The organism is Flavobacterium nackdongense, assembly GCF_004355225.1.
Lineage (GTDB): Bacteria > Bacteroidota > Bacteroidia > Flavobacteriales > Flavobacteriaceae > Flavobacterium > Flavobacterium nackdongense.
The window spans coordinates 2,610,186-2,636,466 of sequence record NZ_CP037933.1 but is presented as its reverse complement, the minus strand read 5'-3'; the positions used below and the strand labels follow the sequence as shown (position 1 = coordinate 2,636,466).

General features: G+C 36.4%; 25 protein-coding genes and 1 pseudogene. 4 read left to right on the top strand and 22 right to left on the bottom strand.

The genetic code is table 11. The features are described from left to right. Window position 1: 1 nt before the first annotated feature. From E1750_RS11315 to E1750_RS11285, 8 genes are all read right to left on the bottom strand, one after another. Entirely contained in the window at window positions 2–691 is a 690-nt protein-coding gene (locus E1750_RS11315) for an NgoBV family restriction endonuclease (RefSeq protein ID WP_133276876.1), read from the bottom strand. 233 nt (window positions 692–924) lie between these two features. Beyond that, the gene (locus tag E1750_RS17765; RefSeq protein WP_165698038.1) at window positions 925–1,086 is read right to left on the bottom strand and encodes a hypothetical protein; all 162 of its coding nucleotides are present in this window, start codon (window positions 1,084–1,086) and stop codon (window positions 925–927) included. A gap of 154 nt (window positions 1,087–1,240) precedes the next feature. Then, window positions 1,241–2,989, bottom strand: a complete 1,749-nt coding sequence (locus E1750_RS11310; protein ID WP_133276875.1) for an amidohydrolase — start codon at window positions 2,987–2,989, stop codon at window positions 1,241–1,243. 42 nt (window positions 2,990–3,031) lie between these two features. Then, on the bottom strand, window positions 3,032–5,398 hold the full coding sequence (locus E1750_RS11305; protein WP_227873884.1) for a M28 family peptidase: 2,367 nt from the start codon (window positions 5,396–5,398) through the stop codon (window positions 3,032–3,034). A gap of 20 nt (window positions 5,399–5,418) precedes the next feature. Continuing rightward, window positions 5,419–5,769, bottom strand: coding sequence for a hypothetical protein (locus E1750_RS11300; RefSeq protein WP_133276874.1), 351 nt, complete (start codon window positions 5,767–5,769; stop codon window positions 5,419–5,421). 137 nt (window positions 5,770–5,906) lie between these two features. Next, window positions 5,907–6,455 (bottom strand): YfiT family bacillithiol transferase, encoded by a 549-nt coding sequence (locus tag E1750_RS11295; protein WP_133276873.1) that lies wholly within the window; start codon window positions 6,453–6,455, stop codon window positions 5,907–5,909. After that, entirely contained in the window at window positions 6,455–7,987 is a 1,533-nt protein-coding gene (locus tag E1750_RS11290; protein ID WP_133276872.1) for a carbon-nitrogen hydrolase family protein, read from the bottom strand. The genes E1750_RS11295 and E1750_RS11290 overlap by 1 nt, the downstream gene beginning before the upstream one ends. 62 nt (window positions 7,988–8,049) lie before the next feature. Beyond that, window positions 8,050–9,369: a TIGR00341 family protein gene (locus E1750_RS11285; protein WP_165698037.1), complete on the bottom strand. Its 1,320-nt coding sequence runs from the start codon at window positions 9,367–9,369 to the stop codon at window positions 8,050–8,052. Between the two features lie 233 nt (window positions 9,370–9,602). On the opposite strand from E1750_RS11285, the gene E1750_RS11280 reads away from it, so the two are divergent. Both E1750_RS11280 and E1750_RS11275 read left to right on the top strand, forming a co-directional pair. After that, the gene (locus E1750_RS11280; protein ID WP_133276871.1) at window positions 9,603–9,935 is read left to right on the top strand and encodes a single-stranded DNA-binding protein; all 333 of its coding nucleotides are present in this window, start codon (window positions 9,603–9,605) and stop codon (window positions 9,933–9,935) included. 23 nt (window positions 9,936–9,958) lie between these two features. Then, complete coding sequence (locus E1750_RS11275) at window positions 9,959–10,387, top strand: HRDC domain-containing protein (RefSeq protein ID WP_133276870.1); 429 nt, start codon at window positions 9,959–9,961, stop codon at window positions 10,385–10,387. Between the two features lie 391 nt (window positions 10,388–10,778). Here E1750_RS11275 and E1750_RS11270 read toward each other — a convergent pair whose 3' ends face one another. From E1750_RS11270 to metG, 5 genes are all read right to left on the bottom strand, one after another. Beyond that, a complete protein-coding gene (locus tag E1750_RS11270; RefSeq protein ID WP_133276869.1) occupies window positions 10,779–11,294 on the bottom strand; it encodes a ferritin in 516 nt (171 codons plus the stop codon). Between the two features lie 347 nt (window positions 11,295–11,641). Next, window positions 11,642–12,271 carry a chloramphenicol acetyltransferase gene (locus E1750_RS11265; protein ID WP_133276868.1) on the bottom strand — a complete coding sequence of 210 codons (630 nt, stop codon included), beginning with the start codon at window positions 12,269–12,271 and terminating at the stop codon, window positions 11,642–11,644. Then, window positions 12,271–12,957: an HAD family hydrolase gene (locus E1750_RS11260; RefSeq protein ID WP_133276867.1), complete on the bottom strand. Its 687-nt coding sequence runs from the start codon at window positions 12,955–12,957 to the stop codon at window positions 12,271–12,273. Before E1750_RS11260 ends, E1750_RS11265 begins: the two co-directional genes overlap by 1 nt. Before the next feature lie 60 nt (window positions 12,958–13,017). Next, window positions 13,018–13,596 carry a transposase gene (locus tag E1750_RS11255; protein ID WP_133276866.1) on the bottom strand — a complete coding sequence of 193 codons (579 nt, stop codon included), beginning with the start codon at window positions 13,594–13,596 and terminating at the stop codon, window positions 13,018–13,020. A 222-nt stretch (window positions 13,597–13,818) separates the two neighbouring features. Next, the gene (metG, locus tag E1750_RS11250) at window positions 13,819–15,933 is read right to left on the bottom strand and encodes a methionine--tRNA ligase (RefSeq protein ID WP_133276865.1); all 2,115 of its coding nucleotides are present in this window, start codon (window positions 15,931–15,933) and stop codon (window positions 13,819–13,821) included. A 280-nt stretch (window positions 15,934–16,213) separates the two neighbouring features. Here metG and E1750_RS11245 point away from each other — a divergent pair, with 280 nt between their 5' ends. Next, on the top strand, window positions 16,214–16,780 hold the full coding sequence (locus tag E1750_RS11245) for a hypothetical protein (protein WP_133276864.1): 567 nt from the start codon (window positions 16,214–16,216) through the stop codon (window positions 16,778–16,780). A 709-nt stretch (window positions 16,781–17,489) separates the two neighbouring features. After that, window positions 17,490–17,633: pseudogene (locus E1750_RS18030) on the top strand (DUF3078 domain-containing protein); the annotation flags it as partial. A 118-nt stretch (window positions 17,634–17,751) separates the two neighbouring features. Here E1750_RS18030 and E1750_RS11240 read toward each other — a convergent pair. From E1750_RS11240 to E1750_RS11200, 9 genes are all read right to left on the bottom strand, one after another. After that, entirely contained in the window at window positions 17,752–18,099 is a 348-nt protein-coding gene (locus tag E1750_RS11240) for a DoxX family protein (RefSeq protein ID WP_227873883.1), read from the bottom strand. Then, window positions 18,099–18,443 (bottom strand): DoxX family protein, encoded by a 345-nt coding sequence (locus E1750_RS11235; protein WP_133276863.1) that lies wholly within the window; start codon window positions 18,441–18,443, stop codon window positions 18,099–18,101. The genes E1750_RS11240 and E1750_RS11235 overlap by 1 nt, the downstream gene beginning before the upstream one ends. Before the next feature lie 374 nt (window positions 18,444–18,817). Then, complete coding sequence (locus E1750_RS11230) at window positions 18,818–19,075, bottom strand: Txe/YoeB family addiction module toxin (RefSeq protein WP_133276862.1); 258 nt, start codon at window positions 19,073–19,075, stop codon at window positions 18,818–18,820. A 1-nt stretch (window position 19,076) separates the two neighbouring features. Then, the gene (locus E1750_RS11225) at window positions 19,077–19,331 is read right to left on the bottom strand and encodes a type II toxin-antitoxin system Phd/YefM family antitoxin (RefSeq protein ID WP_133276861.1); all 255 of its coding nucleotides are present in this window, start codon (window positions 19,329–19,331) and stop codon (window positions 19,077–19,079) included. Between the two features lie 869 nt (window positions 19,332–20,200). Further along, a complete protein-coding gene (locus E1750_RS11220; RefSeq protein ID WP_133276860.1) occupies window positions 20,201–20,782 on the bottom strand; it encodes a hypothetical protein in 582 nt (193 codons plus the stop codon). 219 nt (window positions 20,783–21,001) lie between these two features. After that, window positions 21,002–22,234: a GTPase HflX gene (gene hflX, locus E1750_RS11215; RefSeq protein ID WP_133276859.1), complete on the bottom strand. Its 1,233-nt coding sequence runs from the start codon at window positions 22,232–22,234 to the stop codon at window positions 21,002–21,004. Window positions 22,235–22,500: 266 nt separating this feature from the next. Next, a complete protein-coding gene (locus tag E1750_RS11210; RefSeq protein WP_176582355.1) occupies window positions 22,501–23,712 on the bottom strand; it encodes an MFS transporter in 1,212 nt (403 codons plus the stop codon). 306 nt (window positions 23,713–24,018) lie between these two features. Next, on the bottom strand, window positions 24,019–25,062 hold the full coding sequence (locus E1750_RS11205) for a Gfo/Idh/MocA family oxidoreductase (RefSeq protein WP_133276858.1): 1,044 nt from the start codon (window positions 25,060–25,062) through the stop codon (window positions 24,019–24,021). 153 nt (window positions 25,063–25,215) lie between these two features. Then, entirely contained in the window at window positions 25,216–26,280 is a 1,065-nt protein-coding gene (locus tag E1750_RS11200) for an NADH:flavin oxidoreductase/NADH oxidase (protein ID WP_133276857.1), read from the bottom strand. Between the last annotated feature and the right edge of the window lies 1 nt (window position 26,281).

Here is a 26,281-nt window from a genome sequence, read left to right as displayed (position 1 = left end):
ATCAAATTAAAACTTTACCGGTTGTTTTTTTGTACCCGCTAATTACTTTTTTTAGCCAAGTACTTGTTACGGCATCTCGTGATGTTCTTGCCCATTGTCTTTGAGTGTTATCAAATGCTTCAACAAATTCTTTTGCGTTATTAAAAGGTTTGAAGGTTGTTCTAGAATTATCATACCATTTTATGGGTCTGATATTTGTTGGTTCTCCTTGTTTAACATTACATCGTAAAGCCCATTGCTCACTTGGTCCGCATATTTCCCAAACTTTTTTTAACCAAACATCTTTTATAATAATGTCAGTTCCTTGCATAGAGTAACCTACTATTAAATAGTCAGAATCTAACCTAAATGGATATTCCAGTAGTGACCTTCTGTAGGCTAAAAACGCAGCAATATCAAAATTAGGAGAGGCATCATAATCAAAGCATTTTACTTCTAACAACCCTTTTTTAGGATCTGTTAAATCTAATTGAAAATCAGGGAAATCTTGTGTATTTGGCGGATCTCCAAAGTCTATATTTTCCTTTAGCATCCAAGCTTTAATCCATTCTTGAACTAAATTTCCAACCGTATCTTTAGTCTCAACTTCTAAAGTTATATTCATTAAATTAAAGGTAATTTTACCTTTTTGTCCGATTAAATTATTGTCAGTAACTAATTTTTTATATAACTGTCCCGCTGTTAATTTCATTTAATTCGATTTTATTGAATTTCCATAATGTACCAAAGATAGAAAATTTAACTTAAAATATTGGTTTTAGATTTTGAGAACTTCTTAAGACCAGCAATACAAAACCCAAAATTTACTAAATTTGTAGTGGCTTCGTGTTGTAAAATACTCAGCTTATTTCAGCTAATATAGTTATTAATTTGCTATTGCAAAATCTATAGCAGTAGGTTTGCCGTTTTGCCCATAGTAGTGGCTCAGCCAAAATAGGAATTGAAGACTTTTTCCGTTTCAATTTTCGGGTTTGCAATAGCATCGAGAGTGTTTTTCACGAAATAATTTTGAGCTACAGCGTACGGAATTGCATCTTGTATATTGGCTGTTTTTATTTCAGCAATTGGAGGTTTTTTATCTTCCATTTTTTTGGACTGACAGCCTGTAAAAAATAATGAAAAAACTATTGAAATTGTTATCCATTTTAGATTCATATCGCTACTATTTTAGAATAAAAATAAACTTTTGCACTAGAAATGAAAAGTCTGGACAAAATCAAATTTGCCCAGACTATTTTGTTTATTGATTTTTTATTGGAAATGCTTTGCCTTCAAAAACAGTTTCTAGAATTTTAATGTCTTTGATTTTTATTGGGTCTATTTTTAATGGGTTTTCGGCTAAGATTACAAAATCCGCTTTTTTGCCCACTTTTATACTTCCGGTTTCTTTTTCCAATCGCAACATATAAGCCGCATTACTGGTAATTCCTTGTAAAGCATTATAAACAGACACTTTTTCCTGAGGAGCCATTAATGTACCATCGGCAGTTACACGGTTTGCAGCTATCCAAGCCAAAAGTAAGGGTTGAATTGGAGCCATTGTAAAATCAGAATGAAGAGCAAAAGGGACTTTGTTTTTGACTAACGAACCTAAGCGAACCATTTCGGAACCTCTTTCTTTTCCAAGAACTTTATCACTGACATATTTATCTCCCATTGAATATAAATAATAGGGATTAGCCGAAACTACTGCTCCTAATCTTGCTATTTGCGCTGATTGTGCGGGTGACGACTGACCAAAATGTTCAATGGTTAATCTATGATCTTTTTTAGGTGATTCTTTTTGCAATATTTCGAGTTCGTCGAGTATTGAAGAAAGACCCAAACTTCCATTACAGTGGATATGAATGGGGTAGTCCTTGTCCCACCAAAATTTCATATCCCTATGTAATCTCTTAGGATCCATTATCCATTCTCCTGTATGACCATCTAGATATCCTGGAGGCAATACTTGGAATGCTTGTCCAAAAAAAGCGCCATCACTGTATAATTTTATGGCGTGATTAATTAAAATATGTTTAGAACCCTTTTTTTCAAAATCTTTTACAATTTCCAGGGTTTTTTCAAGATCTCCACCATTCATTAAGCTTAAAGTATTGACATCGGGTGTTAGCTGCATCCGAAATGGCGTTTCATCATTTTCTAAACCATCAACAATAAATTTATAATCCCCAAGAAGTTCACCCGAAGAACCTGTTCCCATATCTCCAAGAGTAGTAATTCCTCCCATATGCGCAACATCTCGAAGTTTTCCCATAGCAATTTTCATCACACTTTCATTTCTCATTGTTGGCACTAACTTGGGAACTACTACATTGAAAAATCCAGCTTCTACAAATCTGCCTTTGTCATAAAAAATCTGGGAGTTTCCTTTTGTTTGTGCTTCAGTTATCCCTAAAGATTGTAGTGCCGCAGTATTCATTATCATTTCGTGTGCTGAATATTGCCAAACCATAATCGGTCGTGTGGTAGAAATTCCATCCAATTCTTTCCGCGACATCTCCCCGTGAAAAGGTTCCATATAGCCCCAAACGATTAGTTGTTCAGTAGGATTTGAAATTTCATTGGCATATTCTTTTATTTTATCAATAAATGCCTTGTGACCTCGAACCGCATTCACTTTTCCCCAAGGAAAGCTCCAATCAAATGGAGTTGCGAATTTAGTATTCAAAATAAAACAACCAAGATTTGGGTGTAAATGAGGGTCTATAAATCCAGGCATCAAGGTTTTGCCCTCCAAATCTACCATTGCGTGTCCTTGTCCGGCTTGTTTCATCGCCTCGTCTTTACTTCCTAAAAAAGTAATTTTTCCGTCTTTTACCACTACCGCCTCGGCATAAGTGGCATTGTCTCCTTCCATAGTTAAAATATCACCGTTGTAATATACGGTGGCACTGTTGTCATTTTTTGCCGAAGGGCTTGCTTCGTTTTTTTTGCAGGATGCCATTACTAAAAGAAGGGCAAAAGCGAATAAAATGGATTTTTTCATAAGAATTGCTATTAAGTGGTTAGTAATTATTATCACAATTTTTTATTTCAGACTATCTTTCAATTTTGAAGGTTTTGCCGTTGTAGTGTCGATTATCATTGAGGCTTTGCTATTCGGTTTTATTTTCTGTTTTAGCACCACCGCATCATTCAAAACATAAGGCGTTGGCATCATCCAATAGGCTCGTTTTGCCATTTGAAATTGTGGATTAGTCATCAAATCGAAGGAACTTTCCATTAATTCCAAATCCAAAATACTATTGGCGGCAACATTAAATTCGATTTCTAATGGCAGTTGATCGACCACATAATAGCTCACCAATTTTCTGCCTTTTCGTTCGTATTTGGAACCTTTTTGTCCTAATAACGTCAAACCATTGGCTTTGAAATTTCGAATAGCTACATTTTCATTGGCAAAAACCTCATAGCGGTTGACTTTTCGAGTAGGTGTGATTCGGATTTTCAGATAACGATTACCGCCAATGATGCTGTCTGTCAGGAATTCAATATTGGGTCTCGAAAGCGTTTTTATTGGTGCATCAGCCACAAAAGTAAAGCCGGAATTGTATTTACTTGACAAAGGATTTCCACTTAATTCTTTGGCCTCTTTTGGGTTTTCGCCCAAATACCTTTTGGTCCATTCATCGAGATTGGTGTCGTAAGTCGCCCAAATGGCTTTGTTTTTATCGGCGTCCAAAATATAGACTAAACTATTCGATTTGGCTTTGCCTGATTCATATCCGGAGTAATAATGCGCTTTCGCAAAAAAGCCAATTGCCAACAAAAACAAAATAGACGAAACCATTCCCTTTCGTGTAAACGAACCAAAAACAGGCAACAGTAAAGCAAATAAAAGAGTTGTGAGAATGGCACTTCCGAACAGTATTTTCAAACCCAAACCTATGGGAAACATTTGGATAAATGGCGCAATCAGCAATAAGGCGGGAATGCTCAGAAAGAGGTTCAAGATCCATTTTGATTTTTGTGTCAATACAAAAGCAGTCAACATCAGCAAGCCGGCAAAAACCGGAAGTATCAAAAATCCTGCGCCCTTGAGAAAGAAAGCAATCAATCCGTTGAGGAGAATCCAAATGAATAGTGGCGCGACATAATGGTTCATCGTCACTTTTTTGAAGGAGAAAATCTGGTAAAAAGCAAAGCAAATTGCCAAACTCAAGAGCGTAAAAGCGGCTATGTAATCGTGACCATTATAAGTAAATCCGTTGAGCAAGTCGTTGTATTGCGGATACATCTGCAGTAATAATTTCCATCCTAAAAAGGTAACTAAACCTGAAACTAGCACCGAACCCAAAAACGGAACAAATCCTTTAGCCATTTCTGGAAAGAACAAAACTCGTTTGCCCAAGCCAATAAATATCAAGAACAACAAGAGTCCTAAAGCAATGATGACCATTGGCAAAACCCAACTAAATGGATAACTGATGAAGCTAAAAGGAATCGAAAAATAGACATTGTCTTCTGTGGTTTGCGTCGAATTCAAATCGACATTCGAAAAATAATCCAACAAAGGAACCAAGTATTTTCCTTGGTGCGCCAAGGTGTTTTTGTCTAAATGGTTGAAGTCATCTTGCGCTGTATGGTAATTGTAATGCCCGTCGATAAAAGCAAAATTATAACCTTGAATATTACCTTGTTCTCTGAAAACTGTCAAATCGGTATCGTTAGGCAGCATTTTGTAAACACTGTACATCAAGGAATTCGAAACAGGATATTTGGCATTGGCAGCCAAAAAATGGTTGACCAATCCAGCATTTCCGGCATTGGTTTCCATCAACATATAGCTTGGACCAGAACTTCCACGGGCTTCAAAATTCAAAACCAATCCGACTTCTTTTGCCCAATTATGTTGCGTAACAAAAAGCGCAGCACCATTCAAACCCAACTCTTCGGCATCGGTAAACAGCATAATGATGTCATTTTTGTGTTGTTTTTTGGCGCTGGTAAATGCCCGAACACTTTCGAGAATCGTTGCCACGCCCGAACCTGCATCGCTTGCGCCTTTGGAGTAGGAATGTGGGGCGCTGTCGTAATGCGATAGCAAAAGCAAGGCTTTGTTGCTATTGGTTCCCTTAATTCGAGCCAAGATATTTTTGCATTTGGTCAAAGTTCCCCCATCCGAAAAAGCAAAACCTTCTTGAACAGAAGTTTGCAAGCCCATATTTTTGAGTTCTTCCAGCAAATAATTGGCGACGACATCGTGATTTTCGGAACCTACAAAATGCGGTTTTTGCGAAATGTTTTTGACTTGTTCCAAAGCTCTTTTGGTCGAAAACTCAGCAAGTGGAGCATCCTCATCGGCGGTCCATTGGGGCATCATCGTGAAGAATGTAAATCCTAGGAAACCCAGAATGAACAAAACGGATAAAATGGAGGAATTACTTTTTTTCATAATAATAGTAGATTTGGGATCTAAATTTCTTTTTTGACTAGCATATAAAAATCACTTTCTAATACACGGTAGCCTTGGTCGTACACAAAATAATAGGTGTTTCCGGTATTTGTGGTCAAGATATTGGTGAAAAATTCAAAATCGAATCCTTTGCTCAATAGTTTTGACTTGGTCGTTTTTCCTTTTCCGTCGACATTCAAAGCCGAAAGAATTCGGTAGTTTTTGCGCAATTTGTTGTTGACGTTGCGCATAAAATTGGTGCTATCTTTGTTTATTTTGTTGTTGTAGGCGTTGCGGCAACCGTCGCTGCAAAACTTTTTGTCTTCGCGACCCACAATTTTTTCTCCACATTCGAGGCAGGTTTTAGTCATAGTATTTCGTTTTGTATCAAACCATTAAGAAAATTAAGGTTCATTAAGAAGAATGAAAAACTTAATTTGCTTAATACCTTAATGGTTTAAAAAGTTTTGAAATTTATTTTATTTAAAATGTAATTGTTTTTTATTTTTTAAAATTGCCCTTTGTATTTCAAGGCTTGTTCAATATGTGCCAAATGATGGTTGCAATGCCACGCATAAACACCAATTGTTTCGTCCAAACTCAGGATTTTGATATTGGCAGGATGAATAAATTGTCGTTTCAACTCATTTTCTTTTAAGCTTTTCAAAAGCAGAACCCAACGGGCGTGAACTCCTTCAATGATTTGTATCGAGGGCGAAATAGCATTCGAATTGCCATCCACAAGTTCAGCCCAAAGTTGTTCTTCATACGGTTTAATAGTAGGCACATCCTCAGTCAAAGCCAATTTGAATCGGATGAAACTATTGATATGACTATCGGCACAATGATGCACCACTTGCTTGATAGACCATCCATAAGGTCTGTAAATCCAATTCAATTCTTCGTCAGAAAGATTGGAAGTTAGGTTTTTTATTTTCGCCGGAAATTGCTCAATGGTCGCTATCCAAGTTGCCACATCATTGGGGGATGCATCATCTGTTTTTGGACATTTTCCAATGGGGAATTTTAGTTTTTCGAGGTCGAAATTAGTTTTCATCAGACTTTATTTATTCTTTTAATTTCATACAAATCGGTTCGGCGGTCTTTTAGGATTCGGGCGCTTCCGTGCTCGTGCAGTTCCTTCAATAAATTCAAATCGACATCCACGATTAGTGTCATTTCGGTATTGGGTGTCGCTTCGGCTTTTATTCCGGTACTTGGAAAAGCAAAATCCGACGGCGTAAATAGGGCAGTTTGCGCATATTGGATGTCCATATTGTTCACTTTCGGCAGATTTCCGACGCAGCCGGCGATGGCAACATAACATTCGTTTTCGATGGCTCGGGCCTGCGAACAGTGTTTTACTCGGGTGTAACCACTTTGGGTATCAGTCAAAAAAGGTACAAATAAAATATTCATTTCCTCATCGGCTAATAGCCTTGAGAGTTCAGGGAATTCCACATCATAGCAAATGATAATGCCTATTTTTCCACAATCGGTGTCGAAAGTTTTAATTTGCGAGCCGCCTTTCATTCCCCAATGCAAGACTTCATTCGGCGTGATGTGAATTTTATAATACATTTCGGAAGTTCCGTCCCGTTTGCACAGAAAACCCACATTGTATAAAGTGCCGTTTTCTAAATAAGGCATACTTCCTGAAATGATGTTGATGTTGTAGGAGATGGCAAATTCCTGAAATTTTTTGCGAATTGGGTCCGCATATTTAGCCAATTCCCGGATGGCATCTGGTTCCGACAGATGATTGTAATCGGCCATCAATGGGGCAATGAATAATTCAGGAAAAAGCGCGAAGTCACTTTTGTAGCCTGAAACGGCGTCAATAAAAAATTCGGCTTGTTCAAATAAAGCATCCAAATTAGCCAACGGACGCATTTGCCATTGTATTAATCCGAGTCGGATAACACTTTTTAGCGTGTTGATTAATTGGGGGCTTTCGTCATAATAAACGTTGTTCCATTCTAGTAAAACTGCAAATTCTTTCGAATCGACATCGCCTTCGAGATAGTTTTTCATAATTCGCATGACGTGAAAATCATTACTCAACTGGAAGGAAAGGACCGGGTCGTGCAGTTCTTTGCGTTTTACTTTGTCGATGTATTTTTTTGGAGTCAGTTTTTTGGAATGTTCGTTGTAATTTGGGATTCTACCCGCAAAAACGATGGATTTCAAATTCAGTTTTTCACAAAGTTCTTTTCGGGCGTCATACAATCGTCTTCCCAAACGCAATCCTCTATAATCAGGGTTGATGAATACATCGATTCCGTATAAAATCGCACCTTCTTGGTTGTGTGTAGAGAACGAATAATTCCCCGTTATTTTGGCGTAATTTGGATTCTTGTCCACCAATTTTTCTTCTAAAATTAAAGATAACGCGGCTCCTACAACTATGCCGTCGGCGATGATTACCAATTGCCCATCGGGAAAAATGTCGAGTAATTTTTCAATATCCTGCTCTCTCCAATAGGAGTTTTCCATATCAGGATACGCCATTATCATTGATTTTTTCAGCTCCTTGTAATCTTCAATTTGCAAATTACGTAATTCGACTTTCTTGATTTTTGTTTGCATAAGTTTTTTGAAATGTAGATTGATAAAACTTTTGTTTGCTGAGTCTGTACAGGACTAATAAATTAAGCGCTTTTTGATTTATTATTTTCTTGTTTGTAGATTTCAATTTCTTTTTTGGAGAGCCTTTTTTGCAGCCACAATTTTAATTTTAGTTTTGATTCATCGGATAAATTGGTTTTACTTCCATAAATCAAAACAGGTCGAACATAGGAACTATCGGCACTGACAGCAAAATTATGATTGGATATCGAAACGCTTTCGATTTCAGGGAAAATAATTTTCATTTCATCTAGCAAAGCTTGATTGTTGTATTTATTGGATTCAATTTCTTTTTTCAACTGATTGATCGTGATATCTTTTGAATCCAAATTCGATTTACCGGAATTGATTTGATCTAAAATGTATTTTTTAATATCAGTGGTATCCTGTTTTATGGTCAATTCGGTATTGTCAATTTGGTAGTCCGTTAATGTTTTATTAAACGATTTGATTTCTGCGGGATTGAAATTGTGCCTTAAAAAGGCGAGTTCAATGTTTTTTGGACTGGAGTTTAAATCAATTTTTTTATAAACAATGGTATGTCCCTTGCTTGTAAATTCATTTTCAATGAAAAGATCTACTTTTTGGCTGTATTTTTTTTCGTCGAAAAGTTTATAGGCGAAAAAAACACTTGGAATCATCATAACCAATGTCAGAGTTGTAATTCCATATCGGATTTGTTTTTGGCGTTTGGCATCGACTTGTTTTACAGCGGGGTATTTCAAATATTTCACAATTAGAAAGGTCGAAATGCAAATAAAAACACAGTTAATAGAATATAGAAATAAGGCGCCCAAAAAGAATCTCAGGTTGCCAATGGCCAATCCGTAACCTGCGGTACACAAGGGCGGCATCAATGCAGTAGCAATGGCAACACCTGGAATTGGATTTCCTTTTTCGACTCTGGTAATGGCAATAACGCCCACAAGTCCGCCAAAAAAAGCGATTAATAAATCATAAATGTTAGGCGAAGTTCGGGCCAATAATTCGGATTGGGTTTCTTTGAAAGGACTCAAATAAAAATAAGTTGTGGACACAACCAAACTTACAATGGTAGCGATAAATAGATTTTTTAAAGCTTTTTTTACTAGTTCGGAATCATACATTCCAAGTCCAAATCCTGCTCCAATAATGGGGCCCATTAACGGAGAAATAAGCATGGCACCAATAATTACTGCGGTCGAATTGACATTCAATCCGATGGAAGCCACTACTATTGCGCAAGCCAAAATCCATAGGTTGGACCCTCGAAAAGAAATATTGGATTTTACATTTTCCAACACTTTTTGCTTGTCTTCTTCGCCGGAATGGAGGTCGGTAAATTGTAGTATTTTGTAAATCATCCTTGTTGGTGGTATTTAATTGAAATTTCTTTACAGATTTTAAAATGGAGTAAATCTTTTAAAATCAATCAAATATACTAAATAATTTCCATTTACAAACGGTTACAAATAGTTACAACCGAAAGTAAGTAGTTATCAACCGATTAAATTTTTAAAGCTGTCGCATCTTTGCCCTGTTGATTTGAACGAACAATTCAACAAACTATATACTAACAATTTAAATTTTACACGCCATGAATGCAATGAAAAACAAAGTACAGTTAATCGGTCACGTAGGACAAGAGCCAGAAATCAAAAATTTTGATGGAGGAAAAAAATTAGCCAATTTAACCATCGCCACCAACGATAGTTACAAAAATGACAAAGGTGAAAAAGTAGAACAAACCGAATGGCACAAAGTTGTAGCTTGGGGAAAAACTGCTGAAATTATCGAAAAATTCGTAACCAAAGGAAAAGAAATTGCCATCGAAGGCAAACTAACTCACAGAAGTTATGATGATAAAAATGGAGAAAAACGATACATCACAGAGGTTGTTGTGAATGAATTGCTTCTTTTAGGTAAGTAGTTTAACTTTAAAAAGCCATTGTTATGAACATCAAAGTTTTTAATATCCGCCTCGATAAAACGAATTGTCAGGAAGATCAAAACCGGATGAATGCGTTTTTGGATTCTGTCGAAATCAAATTGACTTCCACTAATTTTGTAACAACTACTACCGTAGATTTTTGGTCCGCCGTTGTTTTTTATGAGCCCAAAAAGGAAAGTAAAGCCTCTCAGGAAGAAATGGAATTATCCGTTGAGGATAAGAAAATCTATTTTGCGCTAAAAAAGTGGAGAAGTGATAAATCGCAGCAATTACTATTGCCGCACTATATGATTTGTCATAATTCTGAATTAGTTGCTATTGCTATTAAAAAGCCACAAACTCTCGAGGATTTTAAATCTATAAAGGGCTTTGGAGAAAACAAAACAGCAAATTATGGAGACGATATTATTTCGCTTTTGAATGCTTTATAGCATAAATAAAGACTGAAGTCCTTAGTAAAATGTTATTTAAAAAAAATGCCCTCCGATAAAGAGGGCATTTGTATTTTATTTTAGGACACTTTTTTTAATAGGTCAAACATAGGGCAACTTCCACAGCGTTTTTTTTCACCTTTTTTGTATTTTTCACAGCATTTTGATTTGCATTGAGATGGTTTTTTCATGGTGTCAAGAATATTTTTAATCTTCTTTTTCTTTTTCTCTTTTTCCTTCTCTTTCTTGCACATCGTGTAAATGAATTAAATCAATACAAAGATATATTATTTTTATCTATTCTAAATAAACTTAATCATTTTTTTTCATAAAAAAAGCCTAAAGAAATTTAATTTCCTTTAGGCTAAGTTGATTACGGTAAAAGGTAGATTTATTTCGCAGCAGGTGCACTCGCAGCGATTGCAATTTGTTGAATATCTCTATCAAACAGATACAATCCTCCCTTATCGTCTCCAATCAAATTGATTTTATCTAAAATGTTTTTAGCAGTTGCTTCTTCTTCTATTTGTTCGGCAACATACCACTGTAGGAAGTTATGGGTAGCATAATCTTTTTCGTCAAAAGTGATGTGAACCAATTCATTAATAGAATTCGAAACAAAAAGCTCATGTTGGTACAATGCTTCAAACATTTCTTTAAATGTTTCGTACGAAGTTTTTGGCTCATTTAAGTCCGTAATTTTGGTATGTCCACCGCGTTCGTTTACGTATTTTATTAATTTAAGCATATGCTGACGTTCTTCGTCAGACTGTGCATACATAAAGTTTGCAATTCCTTCTAGTCCGTTGACTTCTGCCCAACAGGCCATTGACAAATAAGTTTGCGAAGACTCTGCTTCGATTCGTACTTGCTTGTTTAAAGCTATTTCTATATTTTTCGACAACATAATTATTTAGTTTTTAGCAAATTTAATTAAAATAATTCAAAGCAGTTGATGGTTTAAGAAAAGTTTTTGCTTTGTTGAATTACTTCAAAAATAGGCCATCTAGTAGAAGCAATGACTTCATTTTTAGGTTCTATTGGAAATGTTGTGAGCATCCTTTTTTTAAGCCATTAAGGACATTAAGTTAGCTTCGCTCGTGCGCGGTTATTAAGCCTACTTTAATCCTTAATTTTCTAGAGGCTCTTACTGGTTTAAAATAGTTGTACTTATATTTCAAAAGTTTTGATTTTCGCACAAAATCCAGCAGTGCCCATTTTTATATTGTACAAATTGAACTCGGATAATTTCCTCTAACCATTCATCAATTCTTGAAAACAATCCACAAATTGCCCCACATGATACCCATCCATCAAACCGTGATGTGCATGAATCGACATCGACATTGTTCTTTTGCCATCGGCTGCAATTGTCATTTTTCCAAAAGAAATTTTCGGACAACTATCCGGAAAAGTATAACTTCTGGCGTGAGAAAGTGAAGTAAAATTGACCCAAGGAACGGCCGAGAAATGTATTAAATTATCTAAAGGAAATTCTCTGGTGAAAAGTCCCGAACTGTTTTGTATTCTTTCGATTTCTGTAAATGCATTCGCAGCAAAAACAGCATAATCTGGAGAATATTGTATCAGCGAAAAACCAAATGAATTATCATTACGCATAATCGTCGCGGAAACATCGATGGCATCATAAATGTAAATCGAATCATCAATTATTCGATAACGGAAAGGCTCAATGGTATTGACGGCGACCATCGTTTTGTGCAAATAATACACAAAAAAGGAAGTTTTCAAATCTTTCGCCTTTGCATAAGCCGCTGTGCAATCTATTTGGACAGTCAACCCAAAAAAGGGCTCTTCCATTTGTTTGAAAAACAGAAAATGTTCTCTCCGATTCCAGTTTTCAAGGTCTAAAAGGGTTTTCATTATTGTAATCTTTTTAGAACATCAATCATTTTCTCGAGAGTGTTGAAGTTCTCGTGTTCCACTTTATAGTCAATTACTTCGTGCGCCCAAGTGGTGTGAAACGGAATATGGACGGCGTGTCCGCCAATGGCTAAAACCGGCAAAACATCCGATTTTAGAGAGTTGCCAATCATAAAAAATTCTTCTGGCTGAATCTCTAAACGCTTCAACAAATCCGAATAATCTTTTTCCTGTTTGTCCGACATCACTTCGATATGATGAAAATATTTGCCCAAACCCGAATTGTGTAATTTTCGTCTTTGGTCTAATAAATCGCCTTTGGTAGCGACCACCAATTTGTATTTACCGTGCAAAGCCTGCAAGGTTTCTTCCACACCATCCAATAATTCAATGGGTTTTTCGAGTAATTCTTTCCCGTATTCGATAATTTTTTCAATGACTTCAATAGGAATGGTATTGTTCGAAATTTTCATCGCCGCTTCAATCATCGAAAGAATATAAGCTTTAATTCCGTAACCGTAGATTTTTAAATTAGCAATCTCCACCTTAAAAAGTTCTTGTGAAATCTCGTGTTGCGATAGATAATCACTCATCAAGCCGCAGAATTTTTCCTCGGTTTCCAGGAAATAGGTTTCGTTTACAAATAAGGTGTCGTCGGCGTCGAAAGCAATTACTTTTAGGGTCATATTATTTATTTTTATTTATTCCGTAGAGACGTTGCACAGCAACGTCTCAATTTGATGATATTAATTGTAAAATTTATCGTCTTTCCAATTCGCCACATTGTTTTCTATATAATTTTGAATTTTTTCAAAAGATTCAGCATCACGAATAATATGATCGTGAAAACGTTCTTGCCATTCAAAATCAGCGTGGATATAATGGCTGTTTTTGGTTACTACCGATTTGTAGGAACGGATTATGGTAGAAATTGTCCCCGGTTTTGGAGAAATGTTTGCCATTTGTTCGTTTTTTATTTCGTTTTCCGCAGAGACGTTGCATTGCAACGTCTCTACAACAAGGTCATCAACATCATTATTTTTATCAATGATCAATATACCGTGAACGTGATTTGGCATCACCTGATAATTTCCTAATTCAACAAACGGAAAATGTTTTGGAATTTCCACCCAAAATTCATTTGCCAATAAACCAATTTCATTAAATTGCATTTCATTTTCACCATCAACAGTTGCGATTTCACCAAAAAAATGTTCCCGATTTCTGGTGCAAATGGTTATGAAATAAGCACCGTTTTCGCCATAATCCCAATTTTTCAAACGGCTAGATGTAATGCGGTATTTGTTTTTGAATTTGTTGGTCATCTATTATGTCGTTTTCCGTAGAGACGTTGCATTGCAACGTCTACCATTGCAACGTCTACCATTGCAACGCCCTAAAAATTTATTGATGTGACGAATATAATCAATTTTCACACCTCTACAAACGTAATATAGAGGGAATAGATTAAATGTAATGGGTTTTGGTCAAAACAGATAGAGACGTTGCACTGCAACGTCTCTACGTAATCGTAATATTTGAATTATTTAATTAATCGTCTCTCCATTTCCAACGCAATCCGCATCAGGATTTACAAAAACCAATTTTCCTTCGGCATTGTTGGTCATCAAAATCATTCCTTGACTTTCCACACCACGAAGGTTTCTTGGAGCTAAATTCACTAAAGCAGTCACGCGTTTTCCCACGATATCTTCTGGCGAAAAACTCTCGGCAATTCCTGAAACAATCGTGCGAACATCAATTCCAGTATCTACTTTTAGAATCAGTAATTTGTTGGCTTTCGGCATTTTTTCTGCTTCTAGAATGGTTCCCACACGTAAATCCATTTTGGCAAAATCATCAAACTGTATCAATTCTTTTTGTGGGAATGCAACGAACGAATCCGCCTCATTTGATTTTTTTGTAGCTTCCAATTTGTCTATTTGTTTTTGAATTTGTTCGTCGTCTATTTGTGCAAATAATATTTCTCCTTTGCCAATTTGGTGTCCCGACGGCAACAAATCCGAATTGGTAGCTACGTCATTCCAGGTTGTTTTCGTCGTAGAGACGTTGCATTGCAACGTCTCTGTACGCAACGTCTCTACCAATTTACCCGCCGTAAAAGGCAAGAACGGTTCACACAAAACCCGCAAAGCCGCAGCAATTTGCAGCGCCACGTACATTTGTGTTTGTACTCGAGCCGGATCGGTTTTTACCATTTTCCAAGGCTCTTCGTCGGCTAGATATTTATTTCCCAATCGGGCCACATTCATCATTTCGCCCAATGCTTCACGGAATCTATATCTTTCAATTGAACTCGAAATTACGGCTGGATAAGCTTTCAATTCGGTCAATGTTGCCTCGTCTACTTCAGAAAATTCGTTGGGACTTGGTACAATTCCATCGTAATATTTATGGGTCAAAACCACCACACGATTGATAAAATTTCCGAAAATAGCTGCTAATTCATTGTTGTTTCTCGCCTGAAAATCTTTCCAAGTAAAATCATTATCCTTAGTTTCTGGTGCATTCGAAGTCAAAGCGTAACGCAAAACATCCTGCTGATTCGGAAATTCTTCTAAATATTCGTGCAACCAAACCGCCCAGTTTTTAGAAGTTGATAATTTGTTTCCTTCTAAATTCAAGAACTCATTTGCAGGAACATTATCGGGCAAAATATAACTTCCTTCAGCTTTCAACATCGCCGGAAAAATGATGCAGTGAAAAACAATATTGTCTTTCCCTATAAAGTGAACCAGTTTAGTATCCTGATCTTTCCAGTACGGTTCCCAGTCTTTTCCTTCTCTCGCAGCCCATTCTTTCGATGAAGAAATGTAGCCAATCGGAGCATCAAACCAAACGTATAATTTTTTTCCTTCGGCACCTTCAAGCGGAACATCAATTCCCCAATCGAGGTCACGAGTTACCGCACGAGGTTCTAATCCGCCATCAATCCAGGATTTTACTTGTCCGTACACATTGGGTTTCCAGTCGTTTTTATGTCCAACGAGAATCCATTCTTTTAAGAAATCTTCATAACGATCCAACGGTAAAAACCAGTGTTTTGTCGATTTCAAAATAGGTGTTTCTCCGGTAATCGTCGATTTTGGATTGATCAAATCGGTTGCGTTCAGGGTAGAACCACATTTTTCGCACTGGTCGCCATACGCTTCTTCGTTGCCACATTTTGGGCAAGTTCCCACCACAAAACGGTCTGCCAAGAATTGATCTGCTTTTGCATCATACAATTGCTCGGTCACTTCCTCGATAAAGTCGCCTTTTTCATACAGCGTTTTGAAAAATTCCGAAGCCGTATCGTGATGAACTTTCGCTGAAGTTCTGGAATAATTATCAAACGAAATTCCAAAATCAGAGAACGATTTTCGGATAATTCCATCGTATTTATCGATGACTTCCTGAGGCGTAATCCCTTCTTTTTTGGCTTTCATCGAAATCGCCACACCGTGTTCGTCGCTTCCGCAAACAAACAAAACGTCTCTTCCTTGCAATCTTAAATATCTGGAATAAATATCCGAAGGCACATAAACACCCGCCAAATGCCCAATATGAATGGGTCCGTTGGTATATGGCAATGCCGCCGTAATGGTATATCTTTTAGCTCCGCTTAGTTCGGCGGTGCCTCGGGTTGGATTTTGTAACATAATTCAGTTTAATTTGCTGCAAAAATAAGGAATTATTTATTGTATTCCTGAGCGCAGTCGAAGGATTAGGAGCTGTTTACTACTATTTGCTACAATCCAATTTCAAAATCAATACATTTTCAAGTTATTAATAGGGAAGCTTTTGAGTCTGAGGTTGGATTTATCAATAAAAAACGACATCATTGCGTTTTTTTTATTTACCTTTATGTCAGTGTCTTATTGTCTAAATTGAGTCGTTATGAAACAGTGCTACTTTTGTTTTTGTTTTTCGATATTCTCAATGAGTTCTATTTTTTCACAAGATGCATTCCTTAAGGATAGCATTCCAAAACAGGCAACCCAGCCTTCAATTGGCTTTGTTGACCTCTTTGCTGGAGGCGCTTTGGGTTATGTCGATGGTTTTGCTGCAGGTGTAAGTATCAATGCATTGTATTCCAATGTTTTATTTAGTTTAGGATATGTTATGAATAATGAACAGGGCGGACTAGAGTATGTCGAAGAAGACATAGTACCCATAAATTATTATATGCACTATCGTATAGATAATTTTCCATTAATGGTAGGTTTTTATCATCCGTTTCGCGGTGCTTCGTTGAGTGCAAGTGCAGGTTGCTCTTTGCTGTTTTATACGGAATATGTAAATGTAAACACCTTCAGTATTTTTGATTCTAATCCCACTGAGGTGTATTCTACCACCAATTTGGGTTTTCCTTATGAGTTTAATGTGAAACTTTTTAATAAGAATGAAGGAGCTGTTCTTGCCTACGGTTTAAAATTGTTCGGAAACTTGGGCAAATACAATTATACAGGATTGGCGTTAGTATTAAGTTTTGGCAGCTTTAAATGATTTTAAAATAAAAAGTAGGCAAACGGAACATTACCCGACTAGTCTCAGATTTCCTTAAATTTAACGCCTTATTGAAAACAAATAAGCTTAACAATTTTAGTTATTTTACAATATTAATTTCCAATAATTTAAACCTAACAATAAAACGCCAACTTCTCTGCAATCATCCTGATGATTCCAAAGGTAATTGCTAGATTATACGGAATGAATGTGCCCACTAATTTTCAGGAAAAACCCTTCGGTTTTTGGATTGTCTTATCCCTCTTTTTATTCAAGAAAAAGAATAGGTTTTAGATTTTCAGGAGCTATTCCCGCTTTCCGTTACAACCTTGTTCCATAAAGCCTATTTTTCTAAGCCCAAAAAGGAGCTTCCTTCGGTCGCTCTTTTTGGGCAAGAAAAAATTAGCCTTTCTGTTCACAAGGGTTTCCACTGCAGTCGGGGCTAAAAATGTTTTTCCATTTATTTCAATTTAACCTTTACACATTTATAAAAGTTTCGTTAAATAGAAACTATTATTTTGTGTTATTTTTTTTCAAAGCATTACCTAAAGTTTTGCAGCTATGTGATGTAATACCAAACGAAAATATAACTTAGTCAGATGTGTATGTGGTATAATGCCGATATAGTTTGAAAAAAGGACAATTTATTGGACTATATTGACCCGAGCGATAGCGAATAGGCGAAGCAAAACATAATCGGTATAAGCTAATAAATTACCAAATCAATGTGGTGATGACCATCAATAAGGCTTTGTCGGCCAATTTTACTTTTCAAACCATATACGACGACAATGCGTATCGAGGATTTCAAACCCGACAAGTCTTCGGTTTAGGAGTGAATTACGGTTTTTAAAACATCCCCATTTTAAACAAACATCCCTGTTGAAATTATCCTTCAACAGGGATTTTTGTTTTGTTTGAGATTAAGAAACTGGGTAAGTTTATGCTTTTTGCCAGAAATAGTCAGCGTATTATTGATTACTGCCTAAGTAAAATATATACCCATTTAAAACCATATAAAAAAAAGCGGGCAATGATATCCACAAACTGTCTTTGAGCCTCATTCTAACCACTAGACCCAGAAACATAAGAAGCGCCAATCCGCCAGAGGATAGTAAGAGCAAAGGCTTGTAAAACCAAAACCCAACTAATAATCCAATCGCGCCCAGAATTTCTAACACAATCACAAGCAGTCCCAATTTTTCCAATTGAAAGCGCTTGAATTCATTTTTCATTTGGGTTCCTACAAAATAGGAAATGCCATAACCCAAAAACGACACGCCCGAAAAGAAAACACAAAAAGAGTAAATGCTCATCATTAGATTAGGTTAGCCGAGATTACAACGATAAAAACACAAAGTAATAATAAAAGTAAAGAAGGTAACCGTTGTTGAAAAGGATTGCCGGCTTTGAAATGAAAGTATTGCGCAGCCACCATAAACAATCCCATAAGAAGTGCCGGAATCATCACCAGCGACTCATACCAAATACCTACGATTAGTAAGGTGGCCAAAGCCGTTTTGGAAAAACCGACGAAACTGCGGGTGACATCGCTTAACCCAAATTGGTTAAATTCCTTGATGACGTTGTGAATTCTGAAAATCCAAACAAAAGCAACTGAGGCTGCTACAATAATCTGTGCTAAAACTAAGAAATTTGTCATTTTAATTTGTTTTAAAGAGTTAATTTTCGATGATTTTATTTATGAATTAGTGTGCCGTTTTTCTGGTCCGAAAGCCTCGTAAAACAGTAAAATCTGCCAGAAAAATCAAAACTAATTATTTGATATTCATTATTTATGAGTTTAAAGATACTTAATTGTTCTGAATTTATGCTATTTCCAACAAAAATCCCTTTTGAAAAACTCAAAAGGGATTGTTGGTTATTAAAATCTCAGAAAAATTATTCTTTCTGTTCTTTCTCCAAACTTTATATTAACTCCATAGTATTGCAGGACTTGTAATCGGTTCCGTTCGCTGTCGCTTGGGTGTTGGGCTTTAAGCAGTAACGAAACTCTAGCTTTTAGCTGTGGTACTATTAGTCGTAATGATGTCTACATTTGACAATTTGAATTTCATCATCGATAAACCTGTAAATTAATCTATGCTCATCATCAATTCTTCTTGACCAAAATCCAGCATATTTGTGTTTCAATGGTTCTGGCTTTCCTATTCCTTCAAAAGGATTTCTTGAAATATCTTTAAGTAAATCATTTATTTTTTTTAGTTTCTTCTTGTCCATTTTTTGCCAATACAAATAATCTTCCCAAGATTCATCTACAAATACATATTTCATATTATTCCTCAATTAAGTCTTTAGAAAAAGACTTATTACTCTTCAATTTTTCAATAGCAGAGTCTAACCTACTTTCGTTAGTTCTGTTTGATAATTCATAATTTGTTGCAATTAGTGAATTATATTCTTCAAGTGAAATAACAACAATGCCTGAATCTTTGCCACGATTTATAATTAGAGTTTCAAAGTTTAGTGTCACTCTATCAAAGTAAGATTTAATGTCTTTTCTGAAATCTGAAATATTTGCTACTACCATAATTATTATAATTTGTACAAATGTATGTACAATATTTTGATTTTAAGCAATGTTCGTCAAATTATTACCGCTAAGGTCAAACCGTGAATAACCCTCCACAACCTTTTAAACAAATACACCTAAATACTTGTAAGAAAAATAAAAATTTTGTTCGTTTAAAATGGCAACGCAATAACAAGCGATACGAAAGAATTCGTGTGGTGGTGGGGGGTTCATTGTTTGGCTTGCAGCTGCTAGGAAACCCTAGCTGTTAGCAGCAGTACTTCTTCTTTTCTTCCATTATGTTTGAAAAATAACTAGTCCAATAACATATAATATAATTAATGGGACTAATCCAATCAAAAGCTGATACCATTTGTCCGTTGACGTCGCGTTATCAGATTCCTCATCTTTCCAAATAGTGTTATATTGTTTATAGAAAAATATGTGACGATTATATTTTTTTAGAATTTTATCGTCAAAGAATTTATATAAAATTAGAAACAGAACTGGATAAAGAGTTACAGAAACACTTATTCTAGGGTTTTCAAATTTCCAAAATAGAGTTGTAAATGAAAGAATTGATAATAAAATCGAAAAATATAAAAAGAAATTATATGTTTTTTTATTTCGGAAAATTTTATGCCACGAAGGATTTATGATAAAAGCAAAAACGAATATTATCGAAATCACAAGACAAAATTTATTTAAAATATCAATCATTTTCTGCTTAAGATTAAGTGGCTGGTATTGCTGCTGACGTTCCGCGCTACAAGCAGTTTGGGATTAATTAAGCCTATTATTCGGATATGCCAAATCATTCTACAAAACTAACCTTCTTTAAAGCAAAAAATCAATTTTGTAATACTAGCTTTGGCAGTGACAACTTATCAATCTTGTAACTTAATTGTTGACAAATTGTATTTCCAAACCAAATTAATAGCATCGATTCGTTCGCTTTTCAATCCAACTAAAAAATTTTTATAATCGTTTCCATAAGCCCGTTTACTCAATGCAAATAATAGTACTGTTGGTTTTCCTTTTGTGTCCACAATCTTTTTATATCGGTACGCATTCCATTCCACAATATCTCCGGAACTCAGCAAGAAATCAATCATATATTCTCCTGTTTGTGAATTTGTCGTAATTTGATAATTACAAACTTGGTCTGTTTTTTTTCTTTCCTGTAACTCCGATTCTTTTAATCTAACAACATTTTCAATTGAAGCATCCACAGTTATTGCTTCTATCATTATCATAGTTTTAAAACTTTCCGATTTTTCGCCTGCAGGTAAATACTCTTGCTTATAATAAACATCGTTTGGATGCGAACTCCAAGCTAATTTATAAATTGTATTTGAAAATGAAACTTCTGAAACCGAAAAATAATTTTTTAAATTCTGAGCACTTAAGTTTAAACTTAGAATCAAAAAAATACCTGTTAAAAATCTAATTTGTTGTGCTTTTTTCATATTTATACTTTTGTTGCTAACACTCTTTTTTACAACTATCAAACATTCATTTATACACCAAAACAAATATAGATTACCGAAAGACTATTGCATTTATATTTTTCAAATATATTGTTTTTTTCTTACAAATAACATAAAAAGCGCTAGTGTTTTCTAACAAAAAAACCCTTTTGAAATTCGATTTCAAAAGGGTTTGACATACTTTATATTTTAGGAAAATTATTCTTTCTCTTCTTTCTCCACAGCATCCTTATAATCAGGATATAAAAACTTATTGTAGGGAAAACGTGTGATGTGAATTTGTCTCACCGCTTCGTACACTCGCTCTCTGAATTCTTCGAAATTCTCTTTATTGGCGGCCGAAATAAACAAGGCGTTTTCTTCGCCCACACGGTGCATCCAAGTCGTTTTCCATTCTTCGAGGGTGAAATGTCTGGGTGTTTTTTCGGTCATTAAATCATCTTCGTCGATGGTCAAATGTTTATAAGCATCGATTTTATTGAAAACCATCAGCACAGGCTTGTCTTTCGCCTTGATATCTGCCAAAGTTTGATTTACCGATTCGATATGATCTTCAAAATCCGGATGCGAAATATCGACCACGTGTAATAACAAATCGGCTTCGCGAACCTCATCGAGCGTACTTTTGAAGGAATCGACCAATTGAGTTGGCAATTTTCGAATAAATCCTACGGTATCCGAAAGCAAGAAAGGTAGGTTTTTAATCACCACTTTTCGAACGGTGGTGTCCAAAGTAGCAAAAAGTTTGTTCTCTACAAAAACATCGCTTTTGCCAATGGCATTCATCAAAGTTGATTTTCCCACATTGGTATAACCTACCAAAGCCACCCGAACCATAGCGCCCCGATTGCCTCGTTGGGTTCCCATTTGTTTGTCGATGGCTTTTATTTTTTCTTTCAATAACGAAATTCTGTCCCGAACGATACGTCTATCAGTTTCAATCTCCGTTTCTCCAGGTCCACGCATGCCTATTCCCCCTTTTTGACGTTCCAAGTGTGTCCATAGTCCGGATAATCTGGGTAACAAATAAATACATTGTGCCAGTTCGACCTGCGTTCTGGCATACGAAGTTTCGGCTCTTTGTGCAAAAATATCAAGGATAAGATTAGTTCTATCGAGGATTTTGCAATCGATGATTTTGGAAATATTTTTTTGCTGCGAAGGCGTCAATTCATCATCAAAAACCAAACTTGAGATGTCATTTTCCTTTACAAAAAGATTGATTTCGTCTATTTTTCCAGTTCCTAAAAAAGTTTTGGGATTGGGTTTGTCCATTTTTTGCCAAAAACGTTTCACCACTTCACCACCAGCGGTAAAAGTCAAAAACTCCAATTCGTCCAGATATTCGTTGAGTTTATCTTCGCTTTGATTTTGGGTAACGATACCAACAATGGCCGTTTTTTCAAAATTGATTATTTCTTTTTCTAACATATCTTTGAATAAGGGACAAATTTAATGATTTAGGAGGGACTTATAGACATTGCATTGAAATGATTCAAGAAGAAAGGCTTTAAAAATTTTAGCCAAGAATTTACTCCGTCCGTTCGCTGTTACTCGGGTCCCGAATTTACACGAAATAAAAGCTGCATAAATTTCACTAATCTGCCAGAGGCAGACAAATTTGTGTAATATTTAAAATTAATTATAACAATTTGTACAAATTCGTGCAATTCGTGTCAAAAAGTTGATCTTGCAATCTATTCGATTGCTTTGACTCTTTTGACCAAAAAAGCAATTAAAAATCCAAACAGCCCGATAAAACCGAATGAAAATTGCAAACCAAATTGTTCGGAAATATGACCGATCACAGGTGGTCCCATCAAAAAACCAAGAAAACTTACGCTGGAAACAGCTGTCAACGCTTCGCCAGTTGGAATTGTTGGATGTTTTCCCGCGATGCTATACAAAGTGGGAATAACCGTCGACACGCCCAAACCAACAATCATAAAAGCAATAGTACTCGGAATGATATAGGGGAAAAATACCGCCATAAATAAACCCGATGAAATCATCAAACCGCTGATTTGCATCACTGTTTTTCGACCAAATCTATCGATTAAATGACCTCCAAAAAATCGTCCGCTCGCCATCATAATCATAAAGGAAGTATAGCCCAAGACCACTAATGAATCGGGAGCTTTGACAATATCTTTGAAATAAACGCCACTCCAATCGAACATAATTCCTTCGCTCGCCATACTACAAAACCCAATAACGCCCAACAAAATCAAGGACATATCTGGTTTTCTGAATGTTTTTTTCTTTTCGGGACGGACTTTTTCTTTAGCTTTTATTAAATACTTGAAATTGATAGCCACTAACACTACTACTACTGCAGCCACGATAACAAAATGCATATAAGTCGTAATTTTTAGTGCCAACATTCCCAGTCCCACAAGGGCTCCGGTGAATCCTGCCAAACTCCACATGCCGTGAAAAGAAGACAAAATCGCTCTCCTGAAAAGACCTTCGGTATAAATGCCTTGGGTGTTTACGGATATATTAGTCAAATTGCCAAAAATCCCGAAAGAGATCAACCCCAGAGCCAATTGCCAAGCATTTTGCGCCAAACCAATATTAGTCAAACTAAAGGCATACATCAAAATAGCAAAGGGCAGAATGCGATCACTCCCAAAACGCGTTACTAATTTTCCCGAAAAAAACATCATCGTCAACTGTCCTACTGGCAATGCAAATAAAATGGTTCCCAGTTCTCCATCACTTAAATTCAGCGCCGACTTAATCGCAGGTATACGGCTTGCCCAAGTGGCAAATGACAAGCCCATTCCAAAATAGAACATCGCAACAGCCCATCGAATTCGGTTCAAATACGATTGCTTGGCGTCACGATAGGTTTTCTTGTATTTGCCTTTGGCTTTAATACTGCCTAAAAAATTGTAATCTTCCAAATGAGTTGCTTTTTAAATTTGAATCTGCAAAAGTACAAAATCAATACGTTTCTATTGGCTATTTCCTTTATAAACCGACTAGTACAACGTTATTGTTTATAAATTGAGTTTAATTACTAATTTTTAACCACATAGGAAATTATGGAAAAATACAATTTACAAAGATTTTCATAGGTATTTTATTTACTCCTAGCTATGACCCGAGCAAAGCGAACTGACTAAGTAAATCTATGATAAGCAAAGCGTCTTTCTATTAAAAAACAATAATTTTCCTATGTGGTTTTTAAATATTTATCGAGTTCATGTTTATAAATTAATGGCTCTTTTTTGCTCACTGCTTTGAAAAGCGGCTTCAACAATTCGCATGACATTAACGCCGTCTTGAGCAGTTACAGGCTCGGTTTTACCGTTGGCAATCGCCTGATAAACCCCATCAAAAAAGTCGTAATAATTGCCTTGAAGCGTGGGTACTTTTTCTCTGGTAATTTTACCGTCGATTTCGGTGTGCAAGAGTCCTTCTTGACCTTCTTTTTCGGTTCCCCAAGTGGTTAAATTGGGTTTTTTACCCAGTTTCAATTCGTCTTCCTGCACATCGCCACGCGTTTTTAGAAAAGATCCTTTCTTGCCGTGAACCACATACGAAGGATTGGGTTCCCGGACAAAAAACCCCGCTTTCAATCGCACTCTAAACTCCGAATAATACAGCAAAATATCCAAATAATCATCGACTAAAGAATGTGCTCTCGTGATTCGGATATCGGCAAAAACAGCCTTGGGAACGCCAAACAAATGCAGGGCTTGATCAATAATGTGTGGGCCCAAATCTTTCGCAATTCCAGAACCGGAATTCACGGTTTCCTTGTGCACTTTGGGACTCAAAATCGGATTGTAACGGTCAAAATGAAACTCGGCTTCGACAATTTCACCCAACAACTTGTCATCTAAAATTTTCTTCACGGTTTTGAATTCACTGTCCCATCTCCTATTTTGAAAAACGGAAAGTTTCAAGCCTTTCTCTTTGGCCAAAGCAGCCAATTCCATTGCTTCGGCGACAGTTGAAGTGAATGCTTTTTCGACAATGGCGTGTTTTCCGGCAAGTAATACTTTTTTGGCATACTCAAAATGCGTGTCTATTGGCGTGTTGACAATAACCAAATCGATGCTTTTGTCCTCCAAAATCGATTCTAAACTAGGATAGCTTTTCACTTCGGGATAATCTTCCTGAATTAGTTTTTTGCTTCGTTCCCAGGAACCCAAAAGTTCAAAACCGGGATGAAGTTCCAGAAACGGAGCGTGAAAAACTTTTCCCGACATTCCGTAGGATAAGAGTGCTGTTTTTATTTTTTGCATTTTGTTTGTTTTAAAAGTCTATAAAGATTGCAGATTTTTGATTAACGATTTTTGATTGCAGAAGTTTAAAAACTCGAAAACCAACAATCTCCTATTTATCAACGCTAAATCTCAAATCTGAAATCGTTAATTATCATTCAAAAATCATTTAATTTATTTTGCTCTTTCGTATTGTTTTGGCCAAGATACGTCAACTCCTAATTCTTTAGCAAAATCCAAGGCTAAATTCGGGTTTCTCAAAGATTCTCTAGCAAATAAAACCAAATCGGCTTTTCCTGTGGCGACGATTTCTTCTGCTTGAGCTGCTTCGGTAATTAAACCGACGGCGCCTGTTAAAATTCCCGTTTCTTTTTTGATGCTGCCGGCAAAAGGAACCTGATACCCTGGTCCCAACGGAATTTGCTGATGCGAAACTAATCCACCCGAAGAAACGTCAATTAAATCTACGCCTTTCTCTTTCAAAAGTTGAGAAAGTTGAACCGATTCCTCGATGTTCCATCCGCCATCCGCCCAATCTGTTGCGGAGATTCTGACAAATAAAGGCAAATCTGTTGGCCATTCGGATTGTACCGCTTCGAGCACTTCGAGCAGCAAACGAATCCTATTTTCGAAACTTCCTCCGTATTCATCAGTTCTCAGATTAGACAAAGGCGACATAAATTGATGTAACAAATAGCCGTGGGCTGCGTGGATTTCGACTAGCTGAAAATCGGCTTGCAACGCTCTTTTGGTTGCCGATTTGAAATCGGAAATCACTTTTTGGATTCCGATTTTATCTAAAGCTATTGGGGATTTTTCATTGGAATGATATCCAACAGCGCTTGCCGAAACGGTTTCCCAACCACCATTGGATTCGTCCAATTTTTTGTTGCCGTTCCAAGGTTCCGAAACACTCGCTTTCCTTCCGGCGTGTGCCAATTGAATTCCCGGAATCGAATTTTGAGAAAGTATAAACTGATTGATGGCTTTCAATTTGTCTATTTGCTCGTCTTTCCAAAGCCCTAAATCACTAGGCGAAATTCTTCCCTCGGGAGAAACTGCAGTGGCTTCCTGAATGAGTAAAGCTGCGCCGCCACTAGCTCTGCTTCCTAAATGGACCAGATGCCAATCATTGGCAAAACCATCAATTGCCGAATATTGGCACATTGGCGAAATAGCAATTCTGTTTTTGAACTGGAGACTTTTTATTTGAATTGGAGAAAATAATTGGACAGACATA

What these genes read in the sequence shown, in the direction of transcription:
- E1750_RS11315 (WP_133276876.1), bottom strand. Translation starts at nt 691, where the DNA reads ATGAAATTAACAGCGGGACAGTTATATAAAAAATTAGTTACTGACAAT.
- E1750_RS17765 (WP_165698038.1), bottom strand. Translation starts at nt 1,086, where the DNA reads ATGGAAGATAAAAAACCTCCAATTGCTGAAATAAAAACAGCCAATATA.
- E1750_RS11310 (WP_133276875.1), bottom strand. Translation starts at nt 2,989, where the DNA reads ATGAAAAAATCCATTTTATTCGCTTTTGCCCTTCTTTTAGTAATGGCA.
- E1750_RS11305 (WP_227873884.1), bottom strand. Translation starts at nt 5,398, where the DNA reads ATGAAAAAAAGTAATTCCTCCATTTTATCCGTTTTGTTCATTCTGGGT.
- E1750_RS11300 (WP_133276874.1), bottom strand. Translation starts at nt 5,769, where the DNA reads ATGACTAAAACCTGCCTCGAATGTGGAGAAAAAATTGTGGGTCGCGAA.
- E1750_RS11295 (WP_133276873.1), bottom strand. Translation starts at nt 6,455, where the DNA reads ATGAAAACTAATTTCGACCTCGAAAAACTAAAATTCCCCATTGGAAAA.
- E1750_RS11290 (WP_133276872.1), bottom strand. Translation starts at nt 7,987, where the DNA reads ATGCAAACAAAAATCAAGAAAGTCGAATTACGTAATTTGCAAATTGAA.
- E1750_RS11285 (WP_165698037.1), bottom strand. Translation starts at nt 9,369, where the DNA reads ATGATTTACAAAATACTACAATTTACCGACCTCCATTCCGGCGAAGAA.
- E1750_RS11280 (WP_133276871.1), top strand. Translation starts at nt 9,603, where the DNA reads ATGAATGCAATGAAAAACAAAGTACAGTTAATCGGTCACGTAGGACAA.
- E1750_RS11275 (WP_133276870.1), top strand. Translation starts at nt 9,959, where the DNA reads ATGAACATCAAAGTTTTTAATATCCGCCTCGATAAAACGAATTGTCAG.
- E1750_RS11270 (WP_133276869.1), bottom strand. Translation starts at nt 11,294, where the DNA reads ATGTTGTCGAAAAATATAGAAATAGCTTTAAACAAGCAAGTACGAATC.
- E1750_RS11265 (WP_133276868.1), bottom strand. Translation starts at nt 12,271, where the DNA reads ATGAAAACCCTTTTAGACCTTGAAAACTGGAATCGGAGAGAACATTTT.
- E1750_RS11260 (WP_133276867.1), bottom strand. Translation starts at nt 12,957, where the DNA reads ATGACCCTAAAAGTAATTGCTTTCGACGCCGACGACACCTTATTTGTA.
- E1750_RS11255 (WP_133276866.1), bottom strand. Translation starts at nt 13,596, where the DNA reads ATGACCAACAAATTCAAAAACAAATACCGCATTACATCTAGCCGTTTG.
- metG (WP_133276865.1), bottom strand. Translation starts at nt 15,933, where the DNA reads ATGTTACAAAATCCAACCCGAGGCACCGCCGAACTAAGCGGAGCTAAA.
- E1750_RS11245 (WP_133276864.1), top strand. Translation starts at nt 16,214, where the DNA reads ATGAGTTCTATTTTTTCACAAGATGCATTCCTTAAGGATAGCATTCCA.
- E1750_RS11240 (WP_227873883.1), bottom strand. Translation starts at nt 18,099, where the DNA reads ATGATGAGCATTTACTCTTTTTGTGTTTTCTTTTCGGGCGTGTCGTTT.
- E1750_RS11235 (WP_133276863.1), bottom strand. Translation starts at nt 18,443, where the DNA reads ATGACAAATTTCTTAGTTTTAGCACAGATTATTGTAGCAGCCTCAGTT.
- E1750_RS11230 (WP_133276862.1), bottom strand. Translation starts at nt 19,075, where the DNA reads ATGAAATATGTATTTGTAGATGAATCTTGGGAAGATTATTTGTATTGG.
- E1750_RS11225 (WP_133276861.1), bottom strand. Translation starts at nt 19,331, where the DNA reads ATGGTAGTAGCAAATATTTCAGATTTCAGAAAAGACATTAAATCTTAC.
- E1750_RS11220 (WP_133276860.1), bottom strand. Translation starts at nt 20,782, where the DNA reads ATGAAAAAAGCACAACAAATTAGATTTTTAACAGGTATTTTTTTGATT.
- hflX (WP_133276859.1), bottom strand. Translation starts at nt 22,234, where the DNA reads ATGTTAGAAAAAGAAATAATCAATTTTGAAAAAACGGCCATTGTTGGT.
- E1750_RS11205 (WP_133276858.1), bottom strand. Translation starts at nt 25,062, where the DNA reads ATGCAAAAAATAAAAACAGCACTCTTATCCTACGGAATGTCGGGAAAA.
- E1750_RS11200 (WP_133276857.1), bottom strand. Translation starts at nt 26,280, where the DNA reads ATGTCTGTCCAATTATTTTCTCCAATTCAAATAAAAAGTCTCCAGTTC.